The sequence below is a fragment of the Desulfobacter latus genome (assembly GCF_013389365.1).
Classification (GTDB): domain Bacteria; phylum Desulfobacterota; class Desulfobacteria; order Desulfobacterales; family Desulfobacteraceae; genus Desulfobacter; species Desulfobacter latus.
This window is the reverse complement of sequence record NZ_JACADJ010000021.1, coordinates 1-26,275: the sequence shown is the minus strand read 5'-3', so window position 1 is coordinate 26,275 and position 26,275 is coordinate 1. Positions and strand designations below refer to the sequence as shown.

The 26,275-nt window shown below is 44.6% G+C and carries 22 protein-coding genes; 10 read left to right on the top strand and 12 right to left on the bottom strand.

Going from position 1 to position 26,275, the window contains the following annotated elements:
• The first annotated feature begins 22 nt into the window (after positions 1 to 22).
• From HXW94_RS08235 to HXW94_RS08225, 3 genes are read left to right on the top strand one after another with little or no spacing between them, the layout of a single operon-like run.
• Positions 23 to 1,609, top strand: a complete 1,587-nt coding sequence (locus HXW94_RS08235) for an amino acid adenylation domain-containing protein (protein WP_178366413.1) — start codon at positions 23 to 25, stop codon at positions 1,607 to 1,609.
• A complete protein-coding gene (locus HXW94_RS08230) occupies positions 1,606 to 1,860 on the top strand; it encodes an acyl carrier protein (protein WP_178366412.1) in 255 nt (84 codons plus the stop codon). The genes HXW94_RS08235 and HXW94_RS08230 overlap by 4 nt, the downstream gene beginning before the upstream one ends.
• Before the next feature lie 13 nt (positions 1,861 to 1,873).
• On the top strand, positions 1,874 to 2,590 hold the full coding sequence (locus HXW94_RS08225) for a hypothetical protein (RefSeq protein WP_178366411.1): 717 nt from the start codon (positions 1,874 to 1,876) through the stop codon (positions 2,588 to 2,590).
• Positions 2,591 to 2,768: 178 nt separating this feature from the next.
• Here the strand turns inward: HXW94_RS08225 and HXW94_RS08220 are convergent, their stop codons facing one another.
• The 7 genes from HXW94_RS08220 to HXW94_RS08190 all read right to left on the bottom strand — a co-directional run bounded on the left by HXW94_RS08220 (position 2,769) and on the right by HXW94_RS08190 (position 11,773).
• Positions 2,769 to 3,761, bottom strand: a complete 993-nt coding sequence (locus HXW94_RS08220; protein WP_178366410.1) for a radical SAM/SPASM domain-containing protein — start codon at positions 3,759 to 3,761, stop codon at positions 2,769 to 2,771.
• Positions 3,762 to 3,974: 213 nt separating this feature from the next.
• The gene (locus tag HXW94_RS08215) at positions 3,975 to 4,901 is read right to left on the bottom strand and encodes a transketolase family protein (protein WP_178366409.1); all 927 of its coding nucleotides are present in this window, start codon (positions 4,899 to 4,901) and stop codon (positions 3,975 to 3,977) included.
• Complete coding sequence (locus tag HXW94_RS08210) at positions 4,898 to 5,716, bottom strand: transketolase (RefSeq protein ID WP_178366408.1); 819 nt, start codon at positions 5,714 to 5,716, stop codon at positions 4,898 to 4,900. The genes HXW94_RS08215 and HXW94_RS08210 overlap by 4 nt, the downstream gene beginning before the upstream one ends.
• A gap of 7 nt (positions 5,717 to 5,723) precedes the next feature.
• Positions 5,724 to 6,788: a radical SAM protein gene (locus HXW94_RS08205; protein ID WP_178366407.1), complete on the bottom strand. Its 1,065-nt coding sequence runs from the start codon at positions 6,786 to 6,788 to the stop codon at positions 5,724 to 5,726.
• Positions 6,789 to 6,870: 82 nt separating this feature from the next.
• On the bottom strand, positions 6,871 to 7,866 hold the full coding sequence (locus HXW94_RS08200) for an NAD-dependent epimerase/dehydratase family protein (RefSeq protein WP_178366406.1): 996 nt from the start codon (positions 7,864 to 7,866) through the stop codon (positions 6,871 to 6,873).
• Positions 7,866 to 8,456 (bottom strand): SIS domain-containing protein, encoded by a 591-nt coding sequence (locus HXW94_RS08195; protein ID WP_178366405.1) that lies wholly within the window; start codon positions 8,454 to 8,456, stop codon positions 7,866 to 7,868. The genes HXW94_RS08200 and HXW94_RS08195 overlap by 1 nt, the downstream gene beginning before the upstream one ends.
• 131 nt (positions 8,457 to 8,587) lie before the next feature.
• Positions 8,588 to 11,773, bottom strand: a complete 3,186-nt coding sequence (locus HXW94_RS08190; RefSeq protein ID WP_178366404.1) for a 6-hydroxymethylpterin diphosphokinase MptE-like protein — start codon at positions 11,771 to 11,773, stop codon at positions 8,588 to 8,590.
• Between the two features lie 282 nt (positions 11,774 to 12,055).
• On the opposite strand from HXW94_RS08190, the gene HXW94_RS08185 reads away from it, so the two are divergent.
• From HXW94_RS08185 to HXW94_RS08170, 4 genes are all read left to right on the top strand, one after another.
• Positions 12,056 to 15,799 (top strand): flagellin N-terminal helical domain-containing protein, encoded by a 3,744-nt coding sequence (locus tag HXW94_RS08185; protein ID WP_178366403.1) that lies wholly within the window; start codon positions 12,056 to 12,058, stop codon positions 15,797 to 15,799.
• A gap of 160 nt (positions 15,800 to 15,959) precedes the next feature.
• Positions 15,960 to 17,639: a flagellar filament capping protein FliD gene (fliD, locus tag HXW94_RS08180; RefSeq protein ID WP_178366402.1), complete on the top strand. Its 1,680-nt coding sequence runs from the start codon at positions 15,960 to 15,962 to the stop codon at positions 17,637 to 17,639.
• A gap of 33 nt (positions 17,640 to 17,672) precedes the next feature.
• Entirely contained in the window at positions 17,673 to 18,185 is a 513-nt protein-coding gene (gene fliS, locus HXW94_RS08175) for a flagellar export chaperone FliS (protein WP_178366401.1), read from the top strand.
• A gap of 23 nt (positions 18,186 to 18,208) precedes the next feature.
• Positions 18,209 to 18,616: a hypothetical protein gene (locus HXW94_RS08170; RefSeq protein WP_178366400.1), complete on the top strand. Its 408-nt coding sequence runs from the start codon at positions 18,209 to 18,211 to the stop codon at positions 18,614 to 18,616.
• 302 nt (positions 18,617 to 18,918) lie between these two features.
• On the opposite strand, the gene HXW94_RS08165 is transcribed toward HXW94_RS08170, so the two are convergent.
• From HXW94_RS08165 to HXW94_RS08145, 5 genes are all read right to left on the bottom strand, one after another.
• Positions 18,919 to 19,137, bottom strand: coding sequence for a glycosyltransferase family protein (locus HXW94_RS08165; RefSeq protein WP_178366399.1), 219 nt, complete (start codon positions 19,135 to 19,137; stop codon positions 18,919 to 18,921).
• 358 nt (positions 19,138 to 19,495) lie between these two features.
• On the bottom strand, positions 19,496 to 20,977 hold the full coding sequence (gene tnpC, locus HXW94_RS08160; RefSeq protein ID WP_178366442.1) for an IS66 family transposase: 1,482 nt from the start codon (positions 20,975 to 20,977) through the stop codon (positions 19,496 to 19,498).
• A 219-nt stretch (positions 20,978 to 21,196) separates the two neighbouring features.
• Positions 21,197 to 21,415, bottom strand: a complete 219-nt coding sequence (locus HXW94_RS08155) for a cytidylyltransferase domain-containing protein (protein ID WP_178366398.1) — start codon at positions 21,413 to 21,415, stop codon at positions 21,197 to 21,199.
• A 2-nt stretch (positions 21,416 to 21,417) separates the two neighbouring features.
• Positions 21,418 to 22,044: a PIG-L deacetylase family protein gene (locus HXW94_RS08150; RefSeq protein ID WP_178366397.1), complete on the bottom strand. Its 627-nt coding sequence runs from the start codon at positions 22,042 to 22,044 to the stop codon at positions 21,418 to 21,420.
• Between the two features lie 27 nt (positions 22,045 to 22,071).
• A complete protein-coding gene (locus tag HXW94_RS08145; RefSeq protein WP_246293802.1) occupies positions 22,072 to 23,094 on the bottom strand; it encodes an NAD-dependent 4,6-dehydratase LegB in 1,023 nt (340 codons plus the stop codon).
• Between the two features lie 527 nt (positions 23,095 to 23,621).
• On the opposite strand from HXW94_RS08145, the gene HXW94_RS08140 reads away from it, so the two are divergent.
• The 3 genes from HXW94_RS08140 (at position 23,622) to HXW94_RS19490 (ending at position 25,962) form a co-directional block, all read left to right on the top strand.
• Positions 23,622 to 24,407, top strand: coding sequence for a hypothetical protein (locus HXW94_RS08140; protein WP_178366396.1), 786 nt, complete (start codon positions 23,622 to 23,624; stop codon positions 24,405 to 24,407).
• A gap of 41 nt (positions 24,408 to 24,448) precedes the next feature.
• Positions 24,449 to 24,676 carry a hypothetical protein gene (locus HXW94_RS08135; RefSeq protein WP_178366395.1) on the top strand — a complete coding sequence of 76 codons (228 nt, stop codon included), beginning with the start codon at positions 24,449 to 24,451 and terminating at the stop codon, positions 24,674 to 24,676.
• 236 nt (positions 24,677 to 24,912) lie between these two features.
• On the top strand, positions 24,913 to 25,962 hold the full coding sequence (locus tag HXW94_RS19490; protein ID WP_246293801.1) for a hypothetical protein: 1,050 nt from the start codon (positions 24,913 to 24,915) through the stop codon (positions 25,960 to 25,962).
• Positions 25,963 to 26,275: the final 313 nt, after the last annotated feature.

The window sequence follows — 26,275 nt, the reverse complement described above, 5'->3', positions numbered from 1 at the left end:
GGCCAGCAGGAGTCGTCAGAGAATGAGCAATATGGAAAAATACAAGAGCCTTTTTAAGGGATTCTACGAAGCAGCGGAAAAGTATGGAGCCCGTGATGCGCTGTATGTGGATGGCATGACCTATGTTTACGAGGAACTCGCTGAGAGGTCGCTCTGCTGGGCCGAAAGTATACACAAAGCCAATGAAAACCCTTATGTGCTGACGTTGGGATACCAGAGCTATTCCAACTACGTCTCGATGTTGGCGGCACTTGGCGCTGGCAAGGCATACGTTCCGCTCAATCCGAATTTTCCAAAGCAACGTTTGTTGAAGACCATGGAGATCGTTGAAGCAGGAACCTTGATTGTAGCTGCTGAGGGTGAGGCATCGCTCGACCAGCTTTTAAAGGAATACCAGGGGACGCTGGTAATACTACTGTGCGATAGTGATTCAAAGGCAGGCTGGGAAGGCCGTTACCCGCAACATCGATGGCTCAAGGCTGGCGAATGTAAATACTCTGGAGCCATGCGACAGGCTGCTCCAGAAGATCCCGCATACGTGCTTTTCACTTCGGGGAGTACAGGAGAGCCTAAGGGGATTGAGATCAGCAACAGGAATATATACAATTATTTGCGATTTATATTAGCGGAATATCCAATCTATACGGAAGATCGAATCAGTCAGATCTTTGATCCAACCTTCGACGTGAGCGTGTATGATATGTTTACTGGTTGGTGGAGTGGGGCTGCTGTTTACTCCCTTCCGCGTGCACAACGACTGCAATTGTCCTCATTTGTTAGAGATCACGAGCTAACGTGCTGGTGCTCGGTTCCCTCTTTGGCAAACGCGGTAAGACAAATACGACTCCTTGAGGGTGGAGGTCTCAAGACGCTGAGACAAAGTGTCTTCACTGGTGAAGCGCTCTCTATGAACACGGCGAGAACCTGGAAAAAAGCAGCCCCCCACTCCACCATTATAAATCTCTACGGTCCTACGGAGGTCACGATACAATTCGCACATTTTCAATGTGACGATCTCGACAAAGAATATCCACACAGCATGATGCCGATTGGATTCGTGTTTCCTTCGCAGAGTGGGAAGGTGATGAAAGAAGATGCGAGAGAGGCAGAGATTGGGCAGGCTGGTGAGCTGTACGTGAGCGGATCACAGGTCTCGAAGGGATACCTCAAAAATCGGGAACAAACAAAAAGTAGCTTTGTAAAGATTCCTGAATCAGATAATCTTTGGTACCGAACAGGAGACTTGGTGGAGATGGACGAGGAGGGATGCCTTTACTACCTCGGCAGAATCGACGACCAAGTTCAGATCAATGGATACCGAGTCGAACTCCAGGAAATCGAGGCCGTGCTTCGGCGTGCTGCGAAGACCGCGACAGCGGTCGTCATCCCATGGCCACCAGAGAGAAAAAACAACCCGGACTCCGTGTACGGATTCGTCCTGTCTGGAGGCAAATTAGATAAGAAAAAAATCAACGCATTGTGCAAGGAAGAGCTTCCAGAGTTCACAAGGCCTGCTGACATCTTCCCGATCGAAACCGTTCCAATAAATGCGAGCGGTAAGCTGGATAGAAAGGCCTTGTCGAAACAACTATCGGAGTTATTGTCATGACGAGAGGAGAGTGCCGAGAGATTATCGTGAGATGCATAAAAGAGATCGTTGGGAACGACGATCTCCCGAGTCAGATTGAAGACGACTACAATCTTATAAAGGCTGGAGTGGTGGATTCCTTAAAATTTGTGAAGCTCGTGCTGTTAATAGAAGACAAATGTGGAATAAAGTTAGAGCTTGAGAAACTCTCGAATGAAGAATTTGGTACAGTTAGGGGATTCATCATGTTGTTGGCAAAAGGTATTGAATGACCCGGTGACAGAGATGAAAAAGACTATAAACTGGTCAGCAGTGTATAGCTGGGACCCAAAATATTCATCGGGTGAGGGAGTGGCCTGCTACGAAAAATGTGACGGATATTGTTGCACGCCCTTCTTTGGGGATGAGTTGAAACTCATCAACGCGGAACCAGTGCTGCCGATGCTCGAGAGTGAGTATGAGTATTTGCTCTCTATAGGGGGGTTGGCCGGAGTCACGGACAATGTCAAGAGTGAAGTATATGAACCGGTGGAAGGCGCTGAAGTACGTGTATACTACGCGAAATGCTCATGTAGGGGGTTATGCAGTCCCCACGAATTCAGACCCTTCATATGTCAGGTCTATCCCTTTTTCCCCTTGATTGATGCCGAAGGGGAGATCGAGGGGTTTGAAATTGCTTCTCTTTTGGATATGTTCCACAAGAATGAGAATCCATGTTATTTGGCGGAGAAAAAAAGCATCAAGGTGCAAGAGAGAGTACGGAAACATCTCCAGCCCTTGATCAGAGGGAATCCTGAAATGATATTTCTGCTCAGAGCTGTGAGAACAATTACTGAGTTCATGAAGAGAGCTCTGAAGGAAACAGTTGAAATAAGAAACACTAAGAATAGAAGAAAGTTCTTAAGTTCATTTGAACGAAAAGTGTTTATGCGAGAGCCGTGGAGGAACGAAGAATTCCTAAAACGAATCGCCTCGGAATATATGAACGCCTTCAATGAGTAGGGAAGTAGAGACCTCGCTCATGTGCCAGAGGACGGACTTGATTTGACACCTTGCCAAAATTAAGGGTGATCCTATATTCCCGGGATTAACGCCAATTAATCCAGAAAAGGAGAATAACATGACCACCCAAAATCATGTTGTGACCAGCACTGTCAAGTCAAGTCTCGTTCAGAACAGATCATGTGAGCAGGGCGGCGTTATCATAATTCAACCTATTCATGGATTCCTGATCCCAGCCTGCCAGCCTATCCTTGCGATTGTAGATTGTTGCGAAAGGAGACTTACGGATCAGTAGATCCCCCTCATCAATATCTTGAGTGGATAGAAAGGTCCATACCTCGCACTTTTCGCACAGGGGGTGAGCGCCAGCATAATCACCAGCGAGGTGCTTCTCGCGTATTGTTCTTAGAACAGGAGATCTCCAAACTTCAAGCAAGCCGCTCTCTAAGACATTGCCGACAGGATTTGTACCTTCGTAATTAGCCTGGCATGGGCTACGCATGTTTCCGTCAAAATTGATCGTAGCTTGATCCATCATGAACTTGCAAGGTTTGCGTGGCATATCAATGGGCTCGGCGAGGACGAGATTGTCGAAATAGGTCGCAATCCGAACGAAATCGACATGCTGCAACCAGTAGTCAAGGAAAGCCTTCTCTTCGCTTTCGTTGTCACGCTGACGCGTAAAGGAGACACTCACTCTGGGTATCAAGCTGTCCCCGCGGGCCTTGAGAAGATTGAAAACAGCACCGTTGACCTTGTCAATGTCCTTAAAACCACGAATTTTCAACAAGGAATCAGGAAAAAACGCGTCTATACTCACTGTGATTGAATCAACACCTATATCAACGAGTTCGGAGGCCAAAGAGGGTGTAATGAGCGTGCCATTCGTGTTGATCGAAATGGGCATGCCTCGGTCTTTAATCGCACGGTAATAGCGTCCGACATCTTTGACGATTAAAGGTTCGTATTCCGAGTGAGGAATGATGCGAGGCCTGAAGGGCTTGCACTCATCAAGAATCTTGCAAAAGTCCTCGTAAGACATTTTGCCTTTTTTTATCTTGAACTTACTGTCAGGCGAATTCACCGGGCATTGGGGACACTTGAGATTACAGTAGCCGTCCCAGATGCCGATCATCACATTTTTTGGGAACTGAGGAAATGACGAGTTCATGTGTTGTCTCCAAAATTTAGTTGTAAAAAATTCAAAATGATGAAAATAAATGTCGAGGCATTAGGAAAAATGAGGGATAAGAATTTGCCTTTCGTTAACCAAAGCATACATCAAACCTCCATATTCAAAAATATTCTCGCCAATATAAATATCATACATAATACTACTCTCATATCAAGTTGAAGAAAGTAGAGTCAAGAAAAATCACTCCGTTTATTGATCAGAATCCAATAATAAACGCCCCCTTATTTCACTTACTGTTAAATGATTCCGTTTTCTTGCTCTTAATTGGTTACAAGATAAGTTCAAAAATTGATCCTGAATCCCAAACTTCATTAGCTTGCCCCGGATTTCCAATTTATTTTCATACAGCCACTCTTGTAGCGCAGTCCCCAAGCCCCCTATGATGCTATGTTCTTCAATTGTCGCCACCACAGAATAATGTGAGAAGATTTCCCTTAGACATGTATCATCCAGGGGTTTAACCGTATGCATACTCACCAGTCCCACACTCAGTCCTTTCTCTTTCAAATCTATTACAAGATCCATGCCCAAAGGCAGTACGTTTCCTGTGCAGATCAGGCAGATATCCTTTCCTTCAGTCACCGTTAACGCTTTTCCAATCGTCAGTTCCGGTGTTTGCTGATGTACTATGGGTTCGTTTTTTTTCCCAAGCCTCAAGTAGACGGGTTGACCCAGTTCAACAGCAGACCGTAATGCCAGCCGGACCTCCACAGCATCCCCTGGGCAGACAACCGTCATCCCTGGAATGCTCCTCATCATGGAAATATCCTCACATGATTGATGGGTGGGGCCAAGTTCTCCATAGGAGAGTCCAGCCCCGACCCCGACCACGATGACCGGCAGTTTATGGTAGCAGATATCGATTTTAATCTGTTCCATGCACCTGAGGGTATTAAACGGGGCAATGGAATAAGTGACGGGCTTTAATCCGCACAACGCCATACCAGCAGCAACAGAAGCCATATTGGATTCGGCCACACCGCAATTATAAAACCGATTTGGATACCGCTGTTTATAACTGTTAAAGAGGCGGTTTCCCATATCCCCTGTAAGAAGCACCAGATCGGGATCGTCAGCGGCAAGTATTTCCATTTCTTTAGCAAATGCATTTCTCATATGCCCAACTCCATTTTTGCCAGTTTCAACTCCTCTTCAGAAGGGATTCTATAGTGCCAGTTATTATCATCTTCCATGAAGGAAACCCCTTTCCCCTTAACGGTATGGGCGATGATGGCAACTGGTTTTTCAGGATTATCCGGCAGTTGGGAAAGCACATTAACCAATTCATTCATATCATGACCATTGACTTGCCTTGTGTCCCAACCAAAGGCCTGCCACTTTTCAGCCAGGGGCTGGAGCCCCATCACCTCACAACTTCTGCCCGTGGCCTGCCACTTATTGAAATCAACAATAACACAAACCTCATTCAATCCCTTAGCCGGTGCAAACATGGCCGCTTCCCAGACAGATCCTTCATTACATTCACCGTCACTGAGAAGTATAAAGACCTGATAGGAATGGTTTTGAATTTTACCGGCAAGAGCCATTCCCAGCCCAAGGGAGAGTCCATGGCCAAGTGAGCCTGTGGCAGCTTCCACGCCTTTAATATTCCGCGGTCCCGGATGCTCTTCCAATTTAGAGCCTTCCTGGCAATATGTCTCTAAAAGCGCCATTGGAATAATATTCCTGTAAGCCAGAGTTGCATATAATGCCGAGGCCCCATGCCCCTTGGAGAGAATGAAACGGTCCCGGTCGGGAGCGTCTATATTTTGCGGATCTATTTTTAATCTACGCCAATAAAGGGCAACCAATATATCAACACAGGACAGGGCAGATCCTAAATGTGCCGCCCGGCCTTTATGGGACATTTCCACCAAAGTCGCCCGTATGTGACGGGAGATGTCTTCCAGATCTTTCATCGAATTTGACATAAATATCCTATATAAAATTAACGTGTTCTGGTGGTTCAATCAATTCATTTAAATATTTATTTACCTGCCCCATCCGGCAATTCAGTTTGCATGTGCTCAAGTCAAGATTCTCTGAGACCCATTTCAGGGATTTTGCCCGCTTTTGTCCTTCCCAAATCTCTTTAAACGTATTCTCTTTAATGGAACCGTATTTAAACGTCTCCTCCAGCAGATGGGCACTGCACCCCCAAACATTGCCACCCGCATCTATGTAAGACCAAAAAGGGAGACAGACGCAAGCGGAAACCGGTTGTGTTTGCTTGTCCCACAACTTCATTGCCCTGGCCCTGAAAATGACCGAAAATGCATCGGAGTTATATTTTTCCAAAGCCTTCTCAAGGTAATTATAAACGCTGTATTCTATTTTATAGTGATGATCGTTTTTATGGTGATGGGTATAAGGTTTTACCACTAGATAATCAGCTCCCGCATCCTTTGATCTTTGAGCCAGGGTCTCCACCTCCTCGACATTCTCGGGGAGAAGAAGAAGTTGAACACCGATAGCACATCTGCTCTGCTGATTCTGCTTGACCTTAGCCGCAAACTCAATATTTTTAAGCACTCTGCCAAAATCATCCGACTGGGTTTGATGAATTTCGGCATATGTGTCAGCCTGCCCGGCATTCAAACTCACCTTCACCCACGCCATGGACGCGATAATTTTTTCAGATATTTCCGGCCGCATCAGGACCCCGTTGGTTGTCACAGCAACATCAATGCCTGTTTTTTTTGTGTGTACGATGATCTCAGACAGCTGTTTATGCAGAAACGGCTCCCCTTCCCCTGCAAACATAATACTTTTCAGGCCAAGGCTCCCCAATTCAGTGATCCGTTTTTTTAACAGCCCGGCATCAATCATTTTCTTTTGATACCCCATGAAATCAACGCTGCAAAATGAGCATCTATGGTTGCAGGAACCACAAGGGCTGACTTCCATATAAATAGGATAAATCAGCTCACCGTCCAGCCATTTTTTAACCCTATTGACGTGATACATCAATTTATGGCTGTCAATTCTAAATTGATCGGTCATATTCACTTCTTTCCTTTTGCTATATCCGTTTTACAGTGACCGAGCCCGGCCTTCTATGCATTGAATATTATGAAAAGTAAATTCACGGTTTATGTATATATCCCAATTCTCTGTTTTTGAAATCGGAAATGTTTCTCTTTATCCAGGAAATCGTCTCTTTTATACCTGCCTCAAGCTCAAATCCAGCTTTCCACCCCAGCTCCCTGCCAGCTTTACCGGCATCCAATTTATAATATTTATCTTTGCCCGCACGCTCCTGAACATCTATGATATTATCAGTAAAAGAAATTCCGATCTGATCGGCAATACATTTCACAAGAGACCGGATTGTTATGTACTCATCTGTGGAAAAATGATAAATCGTCCCAGGGGTTCCATGAACCATTGTTTTCAGGGTTCCTTGAACAACATCCTTAATATGAATAAAGGACCTGACACTGGTTCCCCCGCCATGCAGTTCAAATGGCCTTGCTGTCAGAAAATGGATGGCGGCTTTGGGTATCACCCGGTATAATTGCTGCCCGGGTCCGTAAACATTTGACGCCCGGGTAAATACAACAGGGAAGCCGTATTGACGGTGCATCGCCATTAAATTCATGTCTGCTGCAGCTTTGGAGACCGCATAAGGGGTGCTGGGGTCATAACAGGTATTTTCTTTGACAATGCCGGTGCGTGATCCATACACTTCAGGGGTTGAGATCTGAATGAATTTCTTCAGTGAACCGCATCCGAGTAGGCGAAAATGTAGCTTAACAGCAGACAATGTATTGGTCTGTAACCAATCCTCAGGCGAATTCCAACTCTGGGCAACCATGCCCTGGGCAGCAAAATTAACGATATATGCCGGCTGAAATCCCAGAATGATCGTCATTATCTGATCAAGATCATGGTTGAGATCCAGCTGGAAAAAAGAAAACCGGTCTAAATTTCCTTGCCCCCATTTATAAGGCAGAAATACGCTATCCGGTTCAATAGAGCGGCTGATGCCCAGGACGGTCATCCCCTCTTTCAACGCAGCGTCAACCAGATGGGCCCCGGAAAATGAATTGCTGCCGATAACCACCAGTTTTTTCGTCATTATCCGTCCTTTTGTGCCAGCCACAATGTTTCAATAATGGAATGCAAAATGGCCTCATGAGCCACTTCAACCAGACCATAGAGCGTTGCGTCTACAAAAAAAGAAATATCACTTTTTCTATTCCACAACCGATTGCCTTCATTCATACCGCTCAAGGTGATCAGACTAACATTTTTTTTATCAGCCAGGTCAGCACATGCCAGTATATTCTCTGAATTTCCGGAACTTGAAATAGCAATGAGCAAATCACCTTGCTGCATAAAATTCTCAAGCGGACGACAATATACTGCCTCATATCCAAAATCATTGCCCATGCAGGTAATCAATGAAGTATCTCCCAAAAAAAATGACTTTGCCCCCAGTTTATTCAACATATCTTGGGAGAGATGGGAACAGATGGCAGCACTTCCGCCATTTCCGGCCCACCATATGGATGCCCCTGAGGTAACTTTTTCCAATATCAACAAGCCGGCCTCACCAAGACAAGAATTAAAATTGGTTAGAGAGCCCTCCTTTTTACATAGAGTTGTTTGGATGATATTATCGAGTTTCTTTAACCAGTCATAAGCTGTTATTTTTTTGATTTCCATTACTGCTCCAGAATATAGGTCCCCTACCCTGAAAATCATCCGTGCCTATTCAATTAAAAACTATTGACCATGACAGTGTTTACCTATCTGTGAATCAAAACGGACGAATAAATAATTTAAAACAGAAAAAATTATTCCGTAACGCCAGATGATAGCGTTGCTGCTTTACGCAAGCAATCCTCGGACTCTTTTTTTCTCCCTAAAAGGGATAATACCCCTCCTAAATTACGATAAGCAAGAATAAAACCAGGATTACTTTTGACGCATGCCTGATAATTTTCCAATGCCGCATCGTATTGCCCGATAGTTTGATACAATTCCCCTTTATTGTATAATGCCTCAGAATAATGCGGATTAATCTCTATGGCTTTATCATAAGCAGCCAATGCGGAATCAAGGTCGCCCAAATTTTTAAGTGCAGACCCTTTATTATTATAAAGGGGCACTTTTAAATTGCTTTTTTTACAGCAGTCCAGGCCTTGGTCATAGGCAGCTATCGCCTCTTTATAGCAGCCCTCCTGATGCAGTTTATTCCCCTGATTCAAAAAAGACTGCGAAATTTTTTCAGACAATATTTCATGATCCGGATAGTAGATTGATGCCTGATCGTAAGCTGATATGGATTCCAAATACATCCCGTTCTGAACTAAAAAATCACCATATTTTTCCCAATATCCGGCATGATCAGGATTTAAATCTATGGCCTGATTCAAATATGCAAGACCTGATTCATAGTCATATGCACAAAGGAATAAATCGGCCATTCGAATCCGAAGCGCCCCATCATCGGGTAGATATATCTTGGACTTTTCAAAACATTCGGTAGCCTTTTCTTTATTTGTCCTCATAAATTCTATTTTTCCAGCCCCAAAATATAGGTTTCCAAGCTGTTTTGCGGAGAGGCATTTTGCTATAACGGGGTATGCAGTCAAATCCCTGAACCATGCGTCAACACGTTCTTGTCTTTCAATAAGTTCCCCTTGACGATCTAAATCCATCAGTTGCTCAATTTCTTCATCTGCCAATTCACTAAGCATACCCAGAAGCGAGCTATTTGTCGGATCAACGTTAACCCCCTTCAAAAGGAATTTCCTTGCAATACGAGAATCACGGTCCCTGAATTGACTTGCAGATTTAAAATAACGCCTGCCCATCTTTTTTCTGAATGCTTTGATATCCTTGTTTTGGGATATATCTTTTTCAATAGAGGTTGAAAAAAAAGACTCCATCTGTTTAAAGTCATTTTGCATACCCAAAAGACAGCCCATAAAAAAATGAGAGCGTCCTGAATCCGGTGCCATTGAATAAAATTTTTTTACCCATGGCTTGGCCAGGTTGTACTCCCCGCCTTCCATATACAACTCAGCCAGTCCATAGATCGTCTCTTGATAATTTATATCCTGATCCAGCAGCATTTTCTCTTTTGATATATGATTCAACACATCTTCTATCCCTGTCCGTAAAACAGTTAATGCCTCGAATCGCACTGAATTGATGTATTTCAGCCGCTGTATATCTTTTCCCAATTTCTGGGGATATCTTTGGTGATCGCCTTCCAGCTGTCGTATCTCAAACATCATCTGCTCACTTTTTCTAAGCCCGGATGTGGTCATATCTTCTACTATATTCCAAACCTTGCTGTTGCTGTCAATTTTATGGTTCAATTTATCAATCTCTGTCAGCTTAGCGATGATATGTGGGGGCAACGCGCTATTTTTACGCCATTTATTTTGAACTTCAAGTAATTTGCTTTTTACCTGATCCATCATCCTGTCTGATTTTTTTACAAGGATGACGATTCCCTCAACAACATGCAGGTCCTTTTCCAAATTTTCAGCAATTGAATCCTGGTTCATACGGTTTTTAGCAGAACACAATTGTCTTAAAAATCCGGAAACATTGATTGACGAACCATGGTACAGGCTGATTACCTCTTTAAGAGGCATATAGGTGGTCCCCTCTATGTGAACTCCGCCGGTGCTGCAATTGATATACTCCCCCGGGTTATGGGCAATTAATTTCTCAAAAGCATGCTTCATGTTTTCATACCCCCGGTTTGTAATCACCTTGGTCCCATCAACCCCTGTAACCCGTAAAATATCCTCACCGGTTTTCAACCCCTTTTTAAAGCTTTCAACATGGCTGAGGACTGCTGATTTCGAATGACTCTGGTCTGTTTTATAACACAGGTCCTGCCCCAGAAATATAATCGGGGAACACCCCATTGCCTTTGCTGCAATGAAATTGAGGTGGGCAACACTGGGGCCACTGGAAAAAAATTTCTTCCCCCCAACCATAAAATTAATCCAGGAATCAATGCCATTGTCAGTAAATAGATAAAACTTTCTGTTCCCCGGAAAATTCTGTTGAACATCAGGCAAGGTAAAAGTATACGACAGGAGGGCGGTCTGATCGCAAATATCATTGATAACGTGGGCCATTTTCTCGTAAATAAGATGCTTATAGTCAATGCAGGATACAAAATCCGGACGGATGTCATTTTTCAGGAAAGCAGGTACTGCCGTGTCAACAGATAAAATTAACGCCTTTCCTTCCACCTGCTTCAACAACCCTATATTTTCATCCAGGGAAGGCCCTCCTGCTGCGATATAGGCGGGAACGCCTTCAAACGCATTGATCAGCCTTTCAAATTGATAATGATGTCCCATGGTTTTTAAATGGATAAACCGATTTTCAACCATTTTTTTTCCAAATCTAACCCGGGTGGCTCCTGCGATATTCAACTCATTGACATACTCAAACACCCTTTTTTTAAGATCCGAATAATTTTTTTTAAAAAAATCAAAAATCACCGGATGTTCGAGAATCTGTGAATCCTCAAGGAAAGCGCCCTTACGGGCAGGCTTCATCAGCATCTCCATATCTTTCGGCCGCAATCCGATGGTCACCTTGGGATGACTGAGTACTTCGGTTAAATCGGTATACTTCAATGCCTGGAGAAATATCCCCGGCTCCTCCTCGATGAGAAGCAAATTCCGGATCTGGGGTCTTTGCTCGAGAACCGCTTTTGCCGCATAGCACAGCCCCATACCTATAAAAATTTCCACACCTGAATAATTTTCCGGCACCTTTGATAAAAACTGGAAAACTTCTGCTTCCGGATCTGGTTCAGGGTGGACCAAAACACGGGTGTCGTCCCGGTTCAGTTCCAGGTTGGGTTTTCCACTTGGTGATGTGACAACATTGCCCACGGGGCCAGAAACGATTGAGGCCAGTTCTTCCAGTATCATTGGATGATTTTGTTTCAACAACCGATAATTGGATGAAGAAATATATTCTTTTACCGGAAATCCCATACTTTTTTCTCCAGAAGTATTTACAATCAAGATTAGTATATATCACGAATCTGAAAAAGATGTTTTTTATTTCAAGGATTTTTTTTATTCCATCTCAAGATTAGCCTCAACGCTCCGATATTTATATTTATTAAGTTTTGGCATTAACCATTACCCTTATCATAAGGAGATGAAAAGATCATCAAGGGTGATTCAATCTGCCAAGATATAATTATTAATTTTTTACGATACTTGAATTAGGGAAAGGATTCCCGAGACTAAAAAACATGGAGGATAAATTACATGGCTCTTAGAATTAACACCAATGTGGCTGCCCTTAATGCCCACAAGAACATGATGAAAAATGACAATGCCCTTTCAAGCTCTCTTGAAAGATTGTCATCCGGTCTTCGTATCAATAAAGCGGCAGATGATGCCTCAGGTATGTCCATTGCCGATTCATTGAGATCCCAGGCCAACGGCTTGGGGCAGGCCATTAAAAATGCCAATGATGGAATCAATATCGTTCAGACCGCAGATGCAGCCCTCGAAGAATCCATCAATATTATTAACACCATTAAAACAAAATCCATCCAGGCGGCCACGGATGGACAGACAACCGAATCACGGACCGCGATCCAGTCCGACATCAACAAATTGATGGAAGAACTTGACAGTATCGCTAAAACAACCTCATTCAACAACCAAAAACTGCTTTCCGGTTCCTTTACCAACAAACAAATTCAGGTTGGTGCCTATTCAGGAGAAACTTTCGGGATCTCCATTTCATCATCAGAATCCACAAAAATCGGCCATATCACAACCTCGGAACTGACACTGAAGGACAATCAGGCCGGAACGGTTGATCTGAGTGTCTACAGTAATGAGAAAAATAAGAATTTTAATGTAAAATCAGTAGAGGTGGCCTACAATAATTCCAGCGAAAATGGTATGGGCGCAGTGGCAGATGCCATCAACCAGCTCAGCGACACCCTGGGGATATCTGCCTCTGCCACGGTCAGGTCCACAACGGATCTGAACATTGCTGCAGGTACTACAGATAAGGGGTTCAAAATCAACGACGTCGCCATCGGTGAGATTGAAGTTCAGACCAACGACACTGACGGTGCCCTGGTTAAGGCCATCAACTCCAAGACGTCAGGACACGGCGTTGTGGCGTCTGTGGATGCCTCCGGTTACCTGACCCTGACCTCCAGTGACGACCGCGCCATAAAGGTTGAAACCGGCGGCTCCGGAACGGAAGAGGTACTCAGAAACACCGATATGACCACGGTCGGATATGTCTCCTTAAACCAGACAGGCTCCAGTGAAATCCTGGTCAACAATGTGGGCGGTGGAAATGCCATATCCCTGACCACGGACCTGGAAATAGCCCAAAACACGACTGCCACCACAACCGAATCCACCATAAAAGAAGGATCTACCCTTAACGACGGATCTGTCCTGGGCGCAGGCTGGACTACCGGCCAGACCTTAACCGGAGGTGATTTCGCCAACTCAAACATCACCACCACCCAGGACTCCACCCTGACGGCCGGCTCTGTGATATCTGCCAACAGTACCCTGGCGGCAGATTCAGAACTGGCCGGAGATGTCACCCTTGGTTCCGACACCGCCGCCACTACCTCGGAGTCCATCATCGCCAAGGGTTCCACCCTGAAAACCGACACTGAAATCGGCGCCGGCACTGTTATCGGCGGAAACTTCACTGTCAAGACCACCACATCCAACACCGTGGGTGATTCCACCATTAAAGAGGGTTCCACCATAGCCGCCAACTCAATCATTGCCGCTGGTACGGAAGTCGGCGGTCAAGTCACAACCGGCGCAGATACAGTCGCGACTACAGGAGACTCGGTCCTGACCGCAGGATCGACAATTTTTAACGGCTCTACCATTGCCGACGGATCTGTTCTGGGCGTAAACATGGATACCGGTGCAGATACCAACATTACAACCAGTGACAGTACCATCAAAGCCGGATCCACACTAACTGCAAACTCCATCATCGGGGCGGGTTCCGTACTGGGCGGCCTGGCAAGTTCAGCCAATAATATAACCATCAGTGACGACAGTACCTTAAAATCAGGCAGCATGATTCACTCCGCCTCCACCATAGAGGCCGGTAGCGTATTTGGCGGAAATGGTGTACTTAGCGATACAGACGTTAACATCACAGCGGATTCCACCCTTAAAATTGGTTCTGTCCTCAACTCGGGCAGTACCATTGCTGCGGGGACTATTTTCAGTCAAAGCATAGAACTAGCTTCCAGTGGCGCAACCACTGAGGCGTCACTCATTACCAATGGATCCAGATTGACCTCCGGCACAGTTCTTGCCGCAGGTACAGTAGTGAACAACGACCTGACATTCGGTACCCAGACCATCAACGCAGGTACACTGACCACTGCAATTACGGTATCGGGCCAGTCCAACGGCGGAACGGTGGTGGGCAATATTGAGTTGGCTTTCGGCTCCAACCTCACAGCAAGTGCATCTCTTGCGGCAGGCTCTTACCTGGGTATTAATGTAGATACAGAAAACCAAGATACCACCCTGACAACTGAAATGATCCTGAAGTCAGGATCCATCTTGGATTCAGGCTCCACAATCGGCATGGGATCCACTGTCGGTGCAGATGTCACTCTTGGCGCTGACATGAATGTGGACAACGACATGACGCTAAAGGCCGGCTCAACCCTGAACAGCGGTTCAGAATTTCAAAACGGCTCACAGATATTTGGAGATATCATAGTAGAAACTAATACGAACATAGACAACGATATGACTGCCACATCAGGCACAAAGCTCTTAAATGCTTCAACCCTTGCAAGGGGGTCAGAATTAAGTGTCAGCTTCATCACTGCTGCAGCTGCGTACAAACTGGATGATGCAATGACCCTCAAAGAAGGATCCAAACTCACATCGGGTTCAATACTTCAAGAAGGATCCTCTGTGGGAGCAGACGTAACGACAGCCGGCACCGCAACCATTACCAAGGATATGAATCTGAAGGAAGGGTCCAAGATGGCTGCGGACACCATGCTTGAAACAGGGTCTTCCTTAGGGGTTGACTTTATCCTGAAAAGCGATAAAACCCTGGACCAGCAGATGACCATGGGCACAGGGTCTGTCCTCAAGGACCAATCCGTACTCAAGGCCGGCTCCCAGGTGGGTGCTGAAATCATCAACACCAACAACATCACCCTGACTGAAGATGCGACACTTACGGCAGGATCCAAGCTCAAGGTCATCAGTTCATTAAATATAGCTTCAGGCTCTACTATTGGCGGCACCGCCAACCTGGACGGAGACCTTGAGGTGACCGGGGATATGACATTGGGTATCGGTTCCACCATCAATGCCGGTTCCGTCCTCACAGACGGTTCCACATTCGGTGCAGCCATCACCCTGGAAAACGATGAAACTGTTGATACGGACAATGACATGTTGCTCAAGCAGGGGTCCACCCTTGCTGAAGGCTCCACCATTGCCGAAGGTACCTACCTGACCAGTGATTTCACAACAGAAGACGGAACCCTGTATACCGCAGGTACGATCCTGCAAGGTGATATAACCACCAGTGAAGACGTGACTCTGGTAGCCGACATGACCCTGCAGAACGGTTCTATCATGAAAGCCGGTACCGAATTGGCGGCCAACGATGCTTCCAGTGACTTTGCCACGGCAGAGACGAGTGAGTCCGCAGTCAGCCGCCTGTCCAACCTCAGCGTTCTAACCCAGGAAGATGCCCAGAGTGCCATCGCCATTGCCGATGCCGCCCTCAAGGATTTGGATAAGAACAGGGCTAACCTTGGTTCCGTACAGAACCAGCTGACCTCAACCGTTGCCAACATTACCACCACCCGTGTGAATGTATCCGCTTCGGAATCCACCATCCGTGACGTTGACTTTGCAGAGGAATCTTCCAACTTCACCAAGATGCAGGTACTGCAACAGGCGGGCACCTTTGCCATGACCCAGGCCAACTCCAGCTCCCAGAGTGTTATGAGCCTGCTCCAGTAAAGCAAAAGACTTTAACCTGAACCATTAACCACAGTGTAATGCTGTAATCAAAGCCCCGGAAATTCGCTTCCGGGGCTTTTTTTTCTAAGGTTTTCCCCCGTCCATCCGATATGTTTAAATACCAGCTAAGTAACACCTTAACCTGAAACGGAGAGTGATCATGGCAGGATCAATTACAACATTAGGCCTGGGCTCCGGCCTTGAGCTCCAAAGCATCCTGGACCAGTTAAAAGAGGTGGATCAGGCTGCCATAAAGTCCAAGGAGACCCAAAACAAAGGACTTCAGGGCAAAATTGATGCATATAACAACGTCAACGCCAAGCTGTTCAATCTCAAATCCAATGCCCTGTCCCTCTCCCTTGAGTCCGATTTTTTAAAGACTTCCGTATCGGTCACGGATGAAGAGATCCTTTCGGCCACGGCCAACGACGGTATTGCTGCTGAAAGCTTTGAACTTAATGTGACTAAAAAAGCACGCTACAACTCCTGGCAGACCGTTGGTGTGGAAAGTGAAACGTCGCCCTTTTACCCTGCACCCCAATCCGGCATTGCCAGTACGGAACAAAGCGTCACCACCACGGGCCAGACCTATGACATCCTTTACGGCGCAGCCGAAAGCCAGCAGACCATTTCAGTCAATGTGGATTCCGGGCAAAACCTGACCCAGATTGCGGAAGCCATCAATGATTCGGAAAACAACAAGGATGATGACGGCACCCGGCTGGTAAACGCCTCTGTGGAAAAAAACGATGACGGCGAATATTATATCCGGCTGTCGGCCGTTGCCGGCGGGGACAGTGTGGATGAGCAGGTCAAGCTGGCAGGATTTGACTATATACAAGCGGACACAACCTTCAGCATATCCCGGGCGGACAATGAAGATCCCATGTATGTCAGTCTGGCGCCAGGCGCCACCTATGCAGATACCGTTGGCGCCATCAACGAAGGCACAGGCAATCCCGGTGTGACGGCCACTTTGGTGGATACCGGCCAGGGAGATGAGCCCTATCGCCTGACCCTGACCTCCGATGATACCGGGGAAAAGGCCAGGATTACCGTTTCCGATAACATGCCCATGACAGAGATTAACGGGGCCGATGGAGACTCCCTGAACGCCGCCTTCACGGTGAACGGGGTAGAGTACCAGCGCCAGACCAATGACGCCATCACCGACGTGATTTCAGGGGTAACCCTGAACCTGAAAAAAACAGGTGAAACCACCATCGGTATCCGGAAAGACACTGAAGCGGTAAAAGAAAACATCACTGCCCTGGTGGAAAATTTTAATGAACTGCTCACCACCATTGCAGCAGAGTCCGGGGATACGACGGACATTGAAGATGATACAGACGCCCCCCTGGAAAATGACTACGCCATGACGAGAATGACTTCCACCCTCAAGAATCTGTTCACCACCACGGTAAACCTTCCTTCCGAATTTACCAGCCTCATGGACATCGGGCTTGAAGTGAATCAGGACGGCAGCCTTTCCCTGGACGAGGATGAACTGGACCAGGCCCTGGCTGCCAATGCAGACGGGGTAGCAGCCCTTTTTATCGGAAACGAGGACGCCGGTATAAAGGGATTAGGTGACATTCTTAATGACGGAATCACGGATATGGTATCATCCACCGGGATCGTAACAACAGGAATTGATGAAGCCGAGGCAAAGATGACCCGCCTCACCGAAGATATCGAAACCGCAACCGAGCAGCTGGACAAGCGGTATGAGACCATGGCGGAAAGTTTTACCCGCCTGGATACCTATATACAGCAGTTGAATGCGCAATCCGCCTATATGGAATCCATGATAGAATCTTTTAATAAAACCACGGAATAATCAGCTCTATAAATCAGGGACAGGAGGAACTTAATGATTGCCCAGGTAAATACCTACATGACCAACTATTACGACGGCATGACGCCGGAACAGCTCATTCTCTTATTGTTCAAAGGGGCCTTGGACCGCATAGAACTGGCCCGGCAGGGGATAAAGGAGAACAATCCCCGTAAACGGGGAGAGAACCTCGGTAAAGTGATTGCCATCGTTTCCGAACTTAACACATCCGTGAACACGGAAATGCAAGATGAAGGTACCCGGTTCCTTAGGGGGCTTTATGGGGCGATCCTGGTGGAACTGCCCAAGGTATCCATCAGCAACGATATCAGTATCCTCGATCGGACGGAAAAGTATATTACCCGGCTCAAAGATATCTGGGAGTCCGATGTCATGCATAAACCGAGGCAGGTTGAAGAGGCGGTCCCAAAGGAAAAAAGAGCCGAACCCGCAACCATTAAAAGGAGTATCCCTCCGGCCCCCATGCCGAATGTAGCAGCATACGGCGGCCAGGGCAGCGTAAAACGGCTCAACAGCTTTTCCGTTTAACCCGAAAATCCAGGAATGATATAATGACCACTGAAATCTTTGAAGTAAAACAGGCCATAGAAAATTTAAACGACCTGACGGAAGCCCATATCAATGCTTTTGATAACCAAGCGCTGCCGGACATTGATAACCAGACCGCCTCCCGCACCAGAGCCTTCTCAAAGATTAAGGAAAGTGTTGACAAACTCATGCAGGAAATGGGGGAAGTGGAAAAAGAAGACACCATACGGGAAATCCAGGAAGAGATTGTACCGGCAGTCAAAGAACTCATGTCTCAGAATATACGGCTGGAATCAAAAATCAGGGAGCATAAAAGCCAGCTGGAGGCCAGCATGAAACGACTCAATTCCGGCAGAAAAGCTATCAATGGATATGGTGCGACAGCATTGATAGGGCAACAATTCAATAAAGTTATCGCCACCACAAATTGAATATCAACAAAAATTTCAGTTTTGATGTCATATTATTATAACTGTCTGTGAAAAATGCTGCTATTCGTACCCCAAAGAGTAAAAAAAACGATCAAATTTTCGGCATCCTTCATTTTTACCAGTTTACACTTTTTGGAGCAAGCACCTATTTTTTAGCAATCATTCCCCAAAAAAGTGTAAAGTACTTTGGGGGTGATATGAAGGATGCCAAAATCTTTCGGTTATCGACACCCTCCGAAAAGGGGTAAGATTCGCCTCGCCAATGTTCAACAGGCTTCGCAATGTGGTTGACCGCCCCTACCTTACAGGGCTTTTACAAAGCCACGATAGGGAAACCCGTTTGTTGAGGTGTATTCAAATCCTTCCTTTACCGCCAGGTCTACACACTGTTTTATGATTTCAGGGCAGCTTAACGGGTTGTCTGCAGTGACCCTGACATTAACAGGAGCCGGAAAGGTGTTTATTGTTTGAATATACCTTGCCAGAACATTGTCGTGATCTGTTCCTTTCTTCTTACTCATTCTTACCCATCGAGTATGAATGATGAGAAATTCCTGCTTCATAGAGTGTGCCCGAACAAACTGCTTAGGTCTCATTTCCTCTCCACAGGCTTAAAATTCCGTAGAACCTACGGTATTTACTACTTATTGCTTTTTTGTGATGCACAACACAAAGCTTGGTTTTCGCGGTTGTTTTATGCACATAGCCCAAAAGATTTTACATGCTTCAGGTCTGTAAAGCATAACCCTATATCTTTTCAAAGAACTTAAGGAATTATAGCAGAAAGAATGATATTGTGAAAGTGAAAAATTAGTTGCTCAAAATGAAAAATAACAATCAAGTTTTAAAAAGAAAATGGTAACTACTCAGGCCTGAATTTTAGATGGTGATTTTTGCAGGGATAAAAGGGATCCCTGCAAAAGCATCTTTGATGGCACCAATGACATTACAGTCATTTTTTCGAACAGTAGATATGTATCCACGAATACGACAAAAGATGCCTGCACCATAATCAGTACGAAAGGTTCCGGATACTTTTTGCTTGACCTTGATCATTCGAACATCCCTCTCCCCTTGATTATTATCAAAAGGAACATCGAAGTTGTGAATAAAGCGAAGGACATCTTCTTTATGGGATTTTAAACGGTCAAGCAAATTTTTGGGAGGCGATTGTTTGACTCTGCCTCTTTTTCCGGGTTCTTTTTCTGGTGGAGGATTGGCTTCGAGTCCTTCGTTGACAATTTTGTCATACGCTGACTCAATGGAATATATTTGGACAGGTTCAAGCCTGTCATTATCGGCATCTTTCGCTGAGTTGACTTTTTTATTGGCTTTGACCAATAAGTCACTCATCTTTTGGGCCCATTCTTGATTATACTGTTCGTGGATAAATGTGAGTTCTCTCAAATGGTGGGCATTGCAAAGCCCATGATCACAATCGTCATAAGCAAAATATGATTTCCAATGGTCATGGATGGCAATACCTTGAAATTCAGGCAAAATACCAATGTCATCCATGGCAACCTGCCCACGTTTTTCATGGACCTCATAGTGGGTAAGCGTATCATTACTTGCAACATGAAGCCAATGAAGTTTACCTTTGACCCGCAATCCGCTTTCATCAAAATTGGCTACATCCGATTGTTTCAACTGTTCTTTAATCGCTTCAGTACTCGGGGCAACAGCAATAGCCCCCTCATTGGATGAGTTAATGATGACAGCATCCGAGATTCGGTGGCCAAACACATCTTCAAAAATTTCACCAGTTCTTGCTACTGGTATATGATGGTAATTATTAAAATAAACGGCGTGGGATTTAACATTGTCACCATATTGAACAGGTTGAGTTACTTGATCAGGAAAAACTGCTTTATTGACTTTTCCACACTGAGGACAAAATTTGATCTCTGCTTTGTGCTCAGTCACCTCAATGTGAATTGCCGGAATATCAAAAACTTGACGGTTTTCATAGTCTGTTACGAGAACATTATCAAGGGATGCCTGGCAGTGTATGCAGTTACAGGCTCCATGAACGACTGTATGATCGGGATTCTCAACCTGTTTAAGGGTTTTACCCTTGTGGCCTTTTTGTCCACCGGATGCTCTATCCCCTTTCTTTCGCAAACTCTTTGTACGTTTTTTTCTGGGGCCGTCACTAGATGGAGGCTTGCTGCTGTTCGAGCTGTCTTTCGCTATCTGTCCTTGCAATTTTTCAATCAACTCTTGCTGCTTCTGCATGGCCTCAGCGATAGTTTTAGTATCAATGGATAATTTTTGGATTAACTGTACAACTGCATCTTCACCTTCACGGTAAATTCTTCTAATTTCTTGCTCTGATGGAATGTGCAGTTGCATGGTTATGGTAGTTTCTCCAAATTATTGTTGTTCTATCTTATCGGATAGATTTATGAAAAGCTATAATTAAAATGAATGCCTGAGTAGTTACAGAAAATGACTATAGTTGACCGCCGCGAATACAATAGACATTATACCGATTTTTCATAACCTATTGATTTTATTGGGAAGTTGATTTTTGCAGATTTAATAAAATCAAGCATTTAGCCAAAATCGGTATAATGTCTAATGGATACCTTCATATTTTGCCCAGGCAGCGACCGGATCGTCCTGGGAGAGGTCGGACGTGGCGAGGATCAGTCTGAAATATTCCTCACTAAGGAAGTGCTTGAGCCTTCGGATAAGAAAGACCAGTATGGGAATGCCGCGAAGGGGATACATTGCCTTTCCCGGCAGTCTGGAGGATAAAAATCGGCATTGGATAATGATATTGTTTTTTTTCATCTTTAAATCAGATACCTTATCACTTCAAAAGATTCTGCATATTTAACCCCTATTTTAAGGCCGTCCAACCTGTTGTTGGTAGTTATATAGTCGAGCCATTTATTACCGGTTCTATGGAACTCCGATTTATGTGATTCCAAGGCTTTTATTTTTTGTTCAAACACATCTGAAATGTCTTTGAAGGCCTGTTTTTTGAACGTATGCTCTGAATTGTACCAGTTTGCCTGGTACATTAAAAACCTGGGAACGTGTTTCCCGGCCATGATAGCTGCCCTGCATGCATTTTTATGGTCCCTGTGTACATCATGCACCCATGGGGCATATATCGTGTCTATATTAAGACGTTCAATCTGAGTTAAAATACTGCTCGTCAGGTTTTCATCGTAGAAAACATGAAAGGTTTTTAAGTTAAAACCTATCAGGTCTGCTCCGATGATAGCCGCAGCTGCTTCGCCTTCTGCTGAAGCTTCTGCCTTTCCCCTTATCGATTGGTGGGTGGGTGAAGCATAGGATGAGTCGGTGATAACAAAGATGGTGACCTTGTCATTGTTCTGAACATGTTTTATAAGGGTGCCTGCACATCCAAGTTCGATATCATCATAGTGGGCACCTATGGCCAGTACGTTCATTTAAAGTTTAATATCCTTTGGTCTGTTTTAAATGTTATATTGGTCTGTTTTGAATAGTTTTAGGTGATTAGGTTCCTTGTACCAGTCGATGCAGTGCTGAAGCCCCTTTTTGAACCCCTCAATTCCGCTGTAGCGCGGCGTCCAGTCTGTAAGTGCCTTTATTTTACTGTTATCGGCCCACAGTCGGTTGACCTCGCTTTTTTCCGGGCGCATGCGTTGTGATTCAGATTGGATGCTGATTTCAACGTTCATGAGTTCGGCAATGGCCTGGGCTGTATCTGCAATGGAGATTTCAAAGTTGCTGCCGGCATTGACCACTGTGCCGACGGTTCGATATGACTCCGCTACTTTGATGAAGGCGTCTGTAATGTCTCCCACATAGTTAAAGTCCCGGGTTGGGGTCAACGAACCGAGTTTTATCCGGGATGGGTCATTGGCCATTTGGGTGATGAGAGTGGGGATCACTGCCCTCAGGGACTGTCTGGGGCCGTAGGTATTAAAGGGGCGGATGGTGGCCACGGGGGTGTCAAAGGAGGTGTAAAATGACCAGGCCATCTGGTCGGCGCCGATTTTTGATGCCGAATAGGGGGACTGCCCCGAAAGGGGATGGTCCTCGGTGATGGGAACGAATTGGGCTGTCCCATAGACTTCGCTGGTGGAGGTATGGATCAATTTTTCAACATTATGTTTTCTGGCAGCCTGGAGAATGTTCAAGGAGCCGTTGATATTGGTATCTACATAGGTGGCCGGGGAGTGATATGAGTAGGGGATGGCAATAAGAGCTGCTAGGTGGAAAATCACATCACAGTCCGAAACAGCGTTGTCCACACCGAATGGATCCCGGATATCTCCGGCAAAAATTTCCAGATTGTCCCGGATCTGCCGGGGTGAATGATCCAGCCACCCCCAGGAGTTAAAGGCGTTGTAAAATACGAATGCTTTTACCTTGTATCCCTTTTCAACCAGCTTTTCGGTCAGATGGGAGCCGATAAAGCCGTCAGCGCCGGTTACCAGAATTTTTTTATTTCTGAGGTCCATGATTCCTTCCATAATAGTATCTTTATAAGAAATTGGCAATATTTTTATAAAGCAATATTTATGCCGGAGAATCAGGATAAATGTATTAAAGATTCTACTTGAAATATAAAACGGAAAAAATATCAAGAAAGATATCAAGAAATCAGCGGATTTCTCAACGGTAAAAGCGAGAACTAAGCTGACCGAAATCCCGTAGGCCTGATGGCCTTTTTAAAACAGGCTTCAAATTGAAATTCCAACATTGACGCATAATCAGTGTCCACTTATAATGTATTTAAATAACAATCATGGGCTAAACCCACAGCAAAATATGGAGATTTACTGGTTATAACGGATTTGGGGGAGGGAGTGATTTTTTGACTGAACAATAAGCAATCTGTCGTTTATAATAGGGTTGGATAACTTAATCTGAAAACGAAAGGTGGCCCAAAATTCAGACATCAAAATCAACTCCCTACAAAAAACGTACAATTGTTGTTCCTTTTAATCAACTAAAATATAATGACATTATCAAAGATCCAATAGAGTTCAGGAATGAATTGACGCCATTCATTGAAAAATTCCCGGAGCTTTTTCCAAACGGAATCAAAGAAAGTTATACGATGAAAGAAATACGGATCTCAAAAAAAACAGGGATACCAACACGCAGAATTCTTATGAATGGTGTTTCTTACACCATCAGGCCTTCCTTTGTTATGCCTTACCATGTGGCATTTTCAGCCGATGCTGAGAATGCTGTGTTTCTCAGGAAATTTGACGTGCCTTTCTGGGCTTTGGCCCATGTTTTCGGTAAAGATGCGATGTATTGGTACAGAATAGAACAAAGTCTCGGCCGAAACAGTATCATTGGAACTACTATCAATGATCCCGACCTCCTTCCCGAGCATCTTGCCGCTGATGAGAAACATTCCAGACTGAAAGGAAGCAAGGTTTATATTGCTACGACTGTAGGAAAAAATTGCATATTAGGTGCCTCCGTGAGTGAAGATGCCGGAGAAAAAGGACTGAAAGAGAGCTATGGAATATTCAGGGACGAAGCTTTAGATCTAAATCCGGGATACCAACCGAAATCCGTAAACACCGACGGTTGGAATGCAACTATCAACGCATGGAAGTCCCTTTTCTTTGGGATTTCGGTCATTGCTTGCTTCCTTCATGTATTCATTAAAATTCGAGACAGATCCAGCAAAAAGTTCAAAGATATATTCGACTCTGTAGGCGACAAAAATTTCGACCTGTGCGGGTGGATTTTCAAAAACACAGCAACCGATGGTAGTAATAAGTCATCCAAACAAAAAATGGTAGACATGGACCTCTATCTTTGAGATGTAAAGCTATACAGCGATAACGTCTCAAAGGAGAAACCATGTTAAAATACAGAATTAAAGTCCACGTTGAGTTGGAAGAATGTGATGAGAACGAAAATCATGAGATCACTCAAAATAGCGATGGAAGTTTCTCAACGGTCATAAGTGAGCAAGATGCCATCAGTATTGATATGTGTGAAACATCTGTATTGCAAACAGCTTACCCGACAATACGAAAAGCAGTATCTAACCATTTCAGCCAAATTTCAAAAAAAAAGCCGAAATAAAAGCTGGAGAAGGGGAGGAAATCATAACCAATCCTCATCCATACAGAGTTGACGGTGAAATTGGGCGATTTGATTTTACAACGCATAGCATTTTATATGAGAGCCAAAGTCACTACAACACAGCGCGAGATTTATTTAGCAGCTTAAGAGGAGTTGAAATTTATAAAACCGTAGGATTCAAAGATATAGCCCTGATCCATGGGGATACCGAAAAATCTTATCAGAAAACCGCAAAATTGATTAACCGGGTTCGACATCAAGGCCAGGAAGGCACCCCATCCCGGACACTTCATGACTGCACCGAGAAAGAAGGGCGAGAGGCTCTTGATTATATTGACAAAAGCGCACGTTCTATCCTAACAAAAAATGGTTTCTCTGAAGATGGCACTTGTCAGGTTATCAAACTCGAATATAATAATGCCCACCCAGTAACGGTGTCTAAGCGGAATGTGCTCAACGCAGTTGATAAATGTTGCCGGGACAATGGTATCAAGGCAGAGGCCATCTTGAGCAATCCTGTTCCTTACGAAGATCCTGGCAATAGCACTCGCGTTTCGATTGATGATGTTCACGTTAAGAAACAAGAAGAGTCCCGTCCCGGTAGTATCAAATTGGAACGGGGAAAAAGAAAATATATCCACAACACAATTGCTCATATATCAAAGGCAGAAGTTGGAAAGTATGTGTTAAATGGCCCTGGCACAAAAGATGTCTTACTTTTTTTAACGGCGTTTCTGTTTCACAATGGCTTGATTGGTAACCGTATCCAGTTTTTTACCGACGGCCATAAAACCTTGAATAGTTCAATTTTCAAACGCTTCAGTTGGTATAAGAATATTGGAATCATTCTTGATTGGTATCATTTGGAAAAGAAATGCAAAGAACAATTGAGCTTGGCATTAAAAGGACGTATCATCCGCAACGAGACGCTTGATGAGCTTAAGCCGCTATTGTGGCATGGCTTGACTGATGAAGCTGTGGGCCATCTGGAATCAATTGGTAAAGATTCTATTAAGAAAATAGAGTCGTTGAATAAGCTGATTGAATATTTGAAAAGGAATAAACCGTACATTCCTTGCTATGCAGTAAGGAAAGAACTCAATTTATGTAATTCCAGTGCTATCGGCGAAAAAATGAATGATCTTGTAGTCTCAAGCCGTCAGAAACATAATGGAATGAGTTGGTCAAAAAAGGGCTCTTTGGGCCTGGCAACAATCACAGCAATAAAACGTAACAAAGAAAATGATAAATGGTTTGAAACGAAGAGCTTGGATTTTAAACTATAGTGGTTTGCAAATGAATTGATAAACTTATAAAACTTATGTGGTATAATAGAAGGTTGTCAAAAAAATTGGAGGATGCATGTATCATAATCTATAAGCAAGTTCCTAAGTCATAGGGAAAGCAGCTAGTTGTGCTGGATTCGGGTCACTGATTCTGATGCCTAAGTAACTGCTGGTGTTTTAGGATAGGATCAGCAATGGTAAATCGAGGTATGGCAAGTTAAAGAAAAGGCGAAATCAGATAAAAGCCCCCAATTTTTTATTATAACATGAAAATTTTAGATATTTATCAATTCATTTGCAAACCACTATAGTT

Bases quoted from the DNA above. Each gene is read 5' to 3' on its own strand.
- HXW94_RS08190 (WP_178366404.1), bottom strand. From the start codon at position 11,773: ATGGGATTTCCGGTAAAAGAATATATTTCTTCATCCAATTATCGGTTG.
- HXW94_RS08225 (WP_178366411.1), top strand. From the start codon at position 1,874: ATGAAAAAGACTATAAACTGGTCAGCAGTGTATAGCTGGGACCCAAAA.
- HXW94_RS08200 (WP_178366406.1), bottom strand. From the start codon at position 7,866: ATGACGAAAAAACTGGTGGTTATCGGCAGCAATTCATTTTCCGGGGCC.
- HXW94_RS08170 (WP_178366400.1), top strand. From the start codon at position 18,209: ATGACCACTGAAATCTTTGAAGTAAAACAGGCCATAGAAAATTTAAAC.
- fliS (WP_178366401.1), top strand. From the start codon at position 17,673: ATGATTGCCCAGGTAAATACCTACATGACCAACTATTACGACGGCATG.
- HXW94_RS08185 (WP_178366403.1), top strand. From the start codon at position 12,056: ATGGCTCTTAGAATTAACACCAATGTGGCTGCCCTTAATGCCCACAAG.
- HXW94_RS08135 (WP_178366395.1), top strand. From the start codon at position 24,449: ATGTTAAAATACAGAATTAAAGTCCACGTTGAGTTGGAAGAATGTGAT.
- HXW94_RS08215 (WP_178366409.1), bottom strand. From the start codon at position 4,901: ATGAGAAATGCATTTGCTAAAGAAATGGAAATACTTGCCGCTGACGAT.
- HXW94_RS08220 (WP_178366410.1), bottom strand. From the start codon at position 3,761: ATGAACTCGTCATTTCCTCAGTTCCCAAAAAATGTGATGATCGGCATC.
- HXW94_RS08165 (WP_178366399.1), bottom strand. From the start codon at position 19,137: ATGAGTAAGAAGAAAGGAACAGATCACGACAATGTTCTGGCAAGGTAT.
- HXW94_RS08230 (WP_178366412.1), top strand. From the start codon at position 1,606: ATGACGAGAGGAGAGTGCCGAGAGATTATCGTGAGATGCATAAAAGAG.
- HXW94_RS08155 (WP_178366398.1), bottom strand. From the start codon at position 21,415: ATGAAAAAAAACAATATCATTATCCAATGCCGATTTTTATCCTCCAGA.
- HXW94_RS08235 (WP_178366413.1), top strand. From the start codon at position 23: ATGAGCAATATGGAAAAATACAAGAGCCTTTTTAAGGGATTCTACGAA.
- HXW94_RS08210 (WP_178366408.1), bottom strand. From the start codon at position 5,716: ATGTCAAATTCGATGAAAGATCTGGAAGACATCTCCCGTCACATACGG.
- HXW94_RS08205 (WP_178366407.1), bottom strand. From the start codon at position 6,788: ATGACCGATCAATTTAGAATTGACAGCCATAAATTGATGTATCACGTC.
- HXW94_RS08145 (WP_246293802.1), bottom strand. From the start codon at position 23,094: ATGGAAGGAATCATGGACCTCAGAAATAAAAAAATTCTGGTAACCGGC.
- fliD (WP_178366402.1), top strand. From the start codon at position 15,960: ATGGCAGGATCAATTACAACATTAGGCCTGGGCTCCGGCCTTGAGCTC.
- HXW94_RS08150 (WP_178366397.1), bottom strand. From the start codon at position 22,044: ATGAACGTACTGGCCATAGGTGCCCACTATGATGATATCGAACTTGGA.
- HXW94_RS08195 (WP_178366405.1), bottom strand. From the start codon at position 8,456: ATGGAAATCAAAAAAATAACAGCTTATGACTGGTTAAAGAAACTCGAT.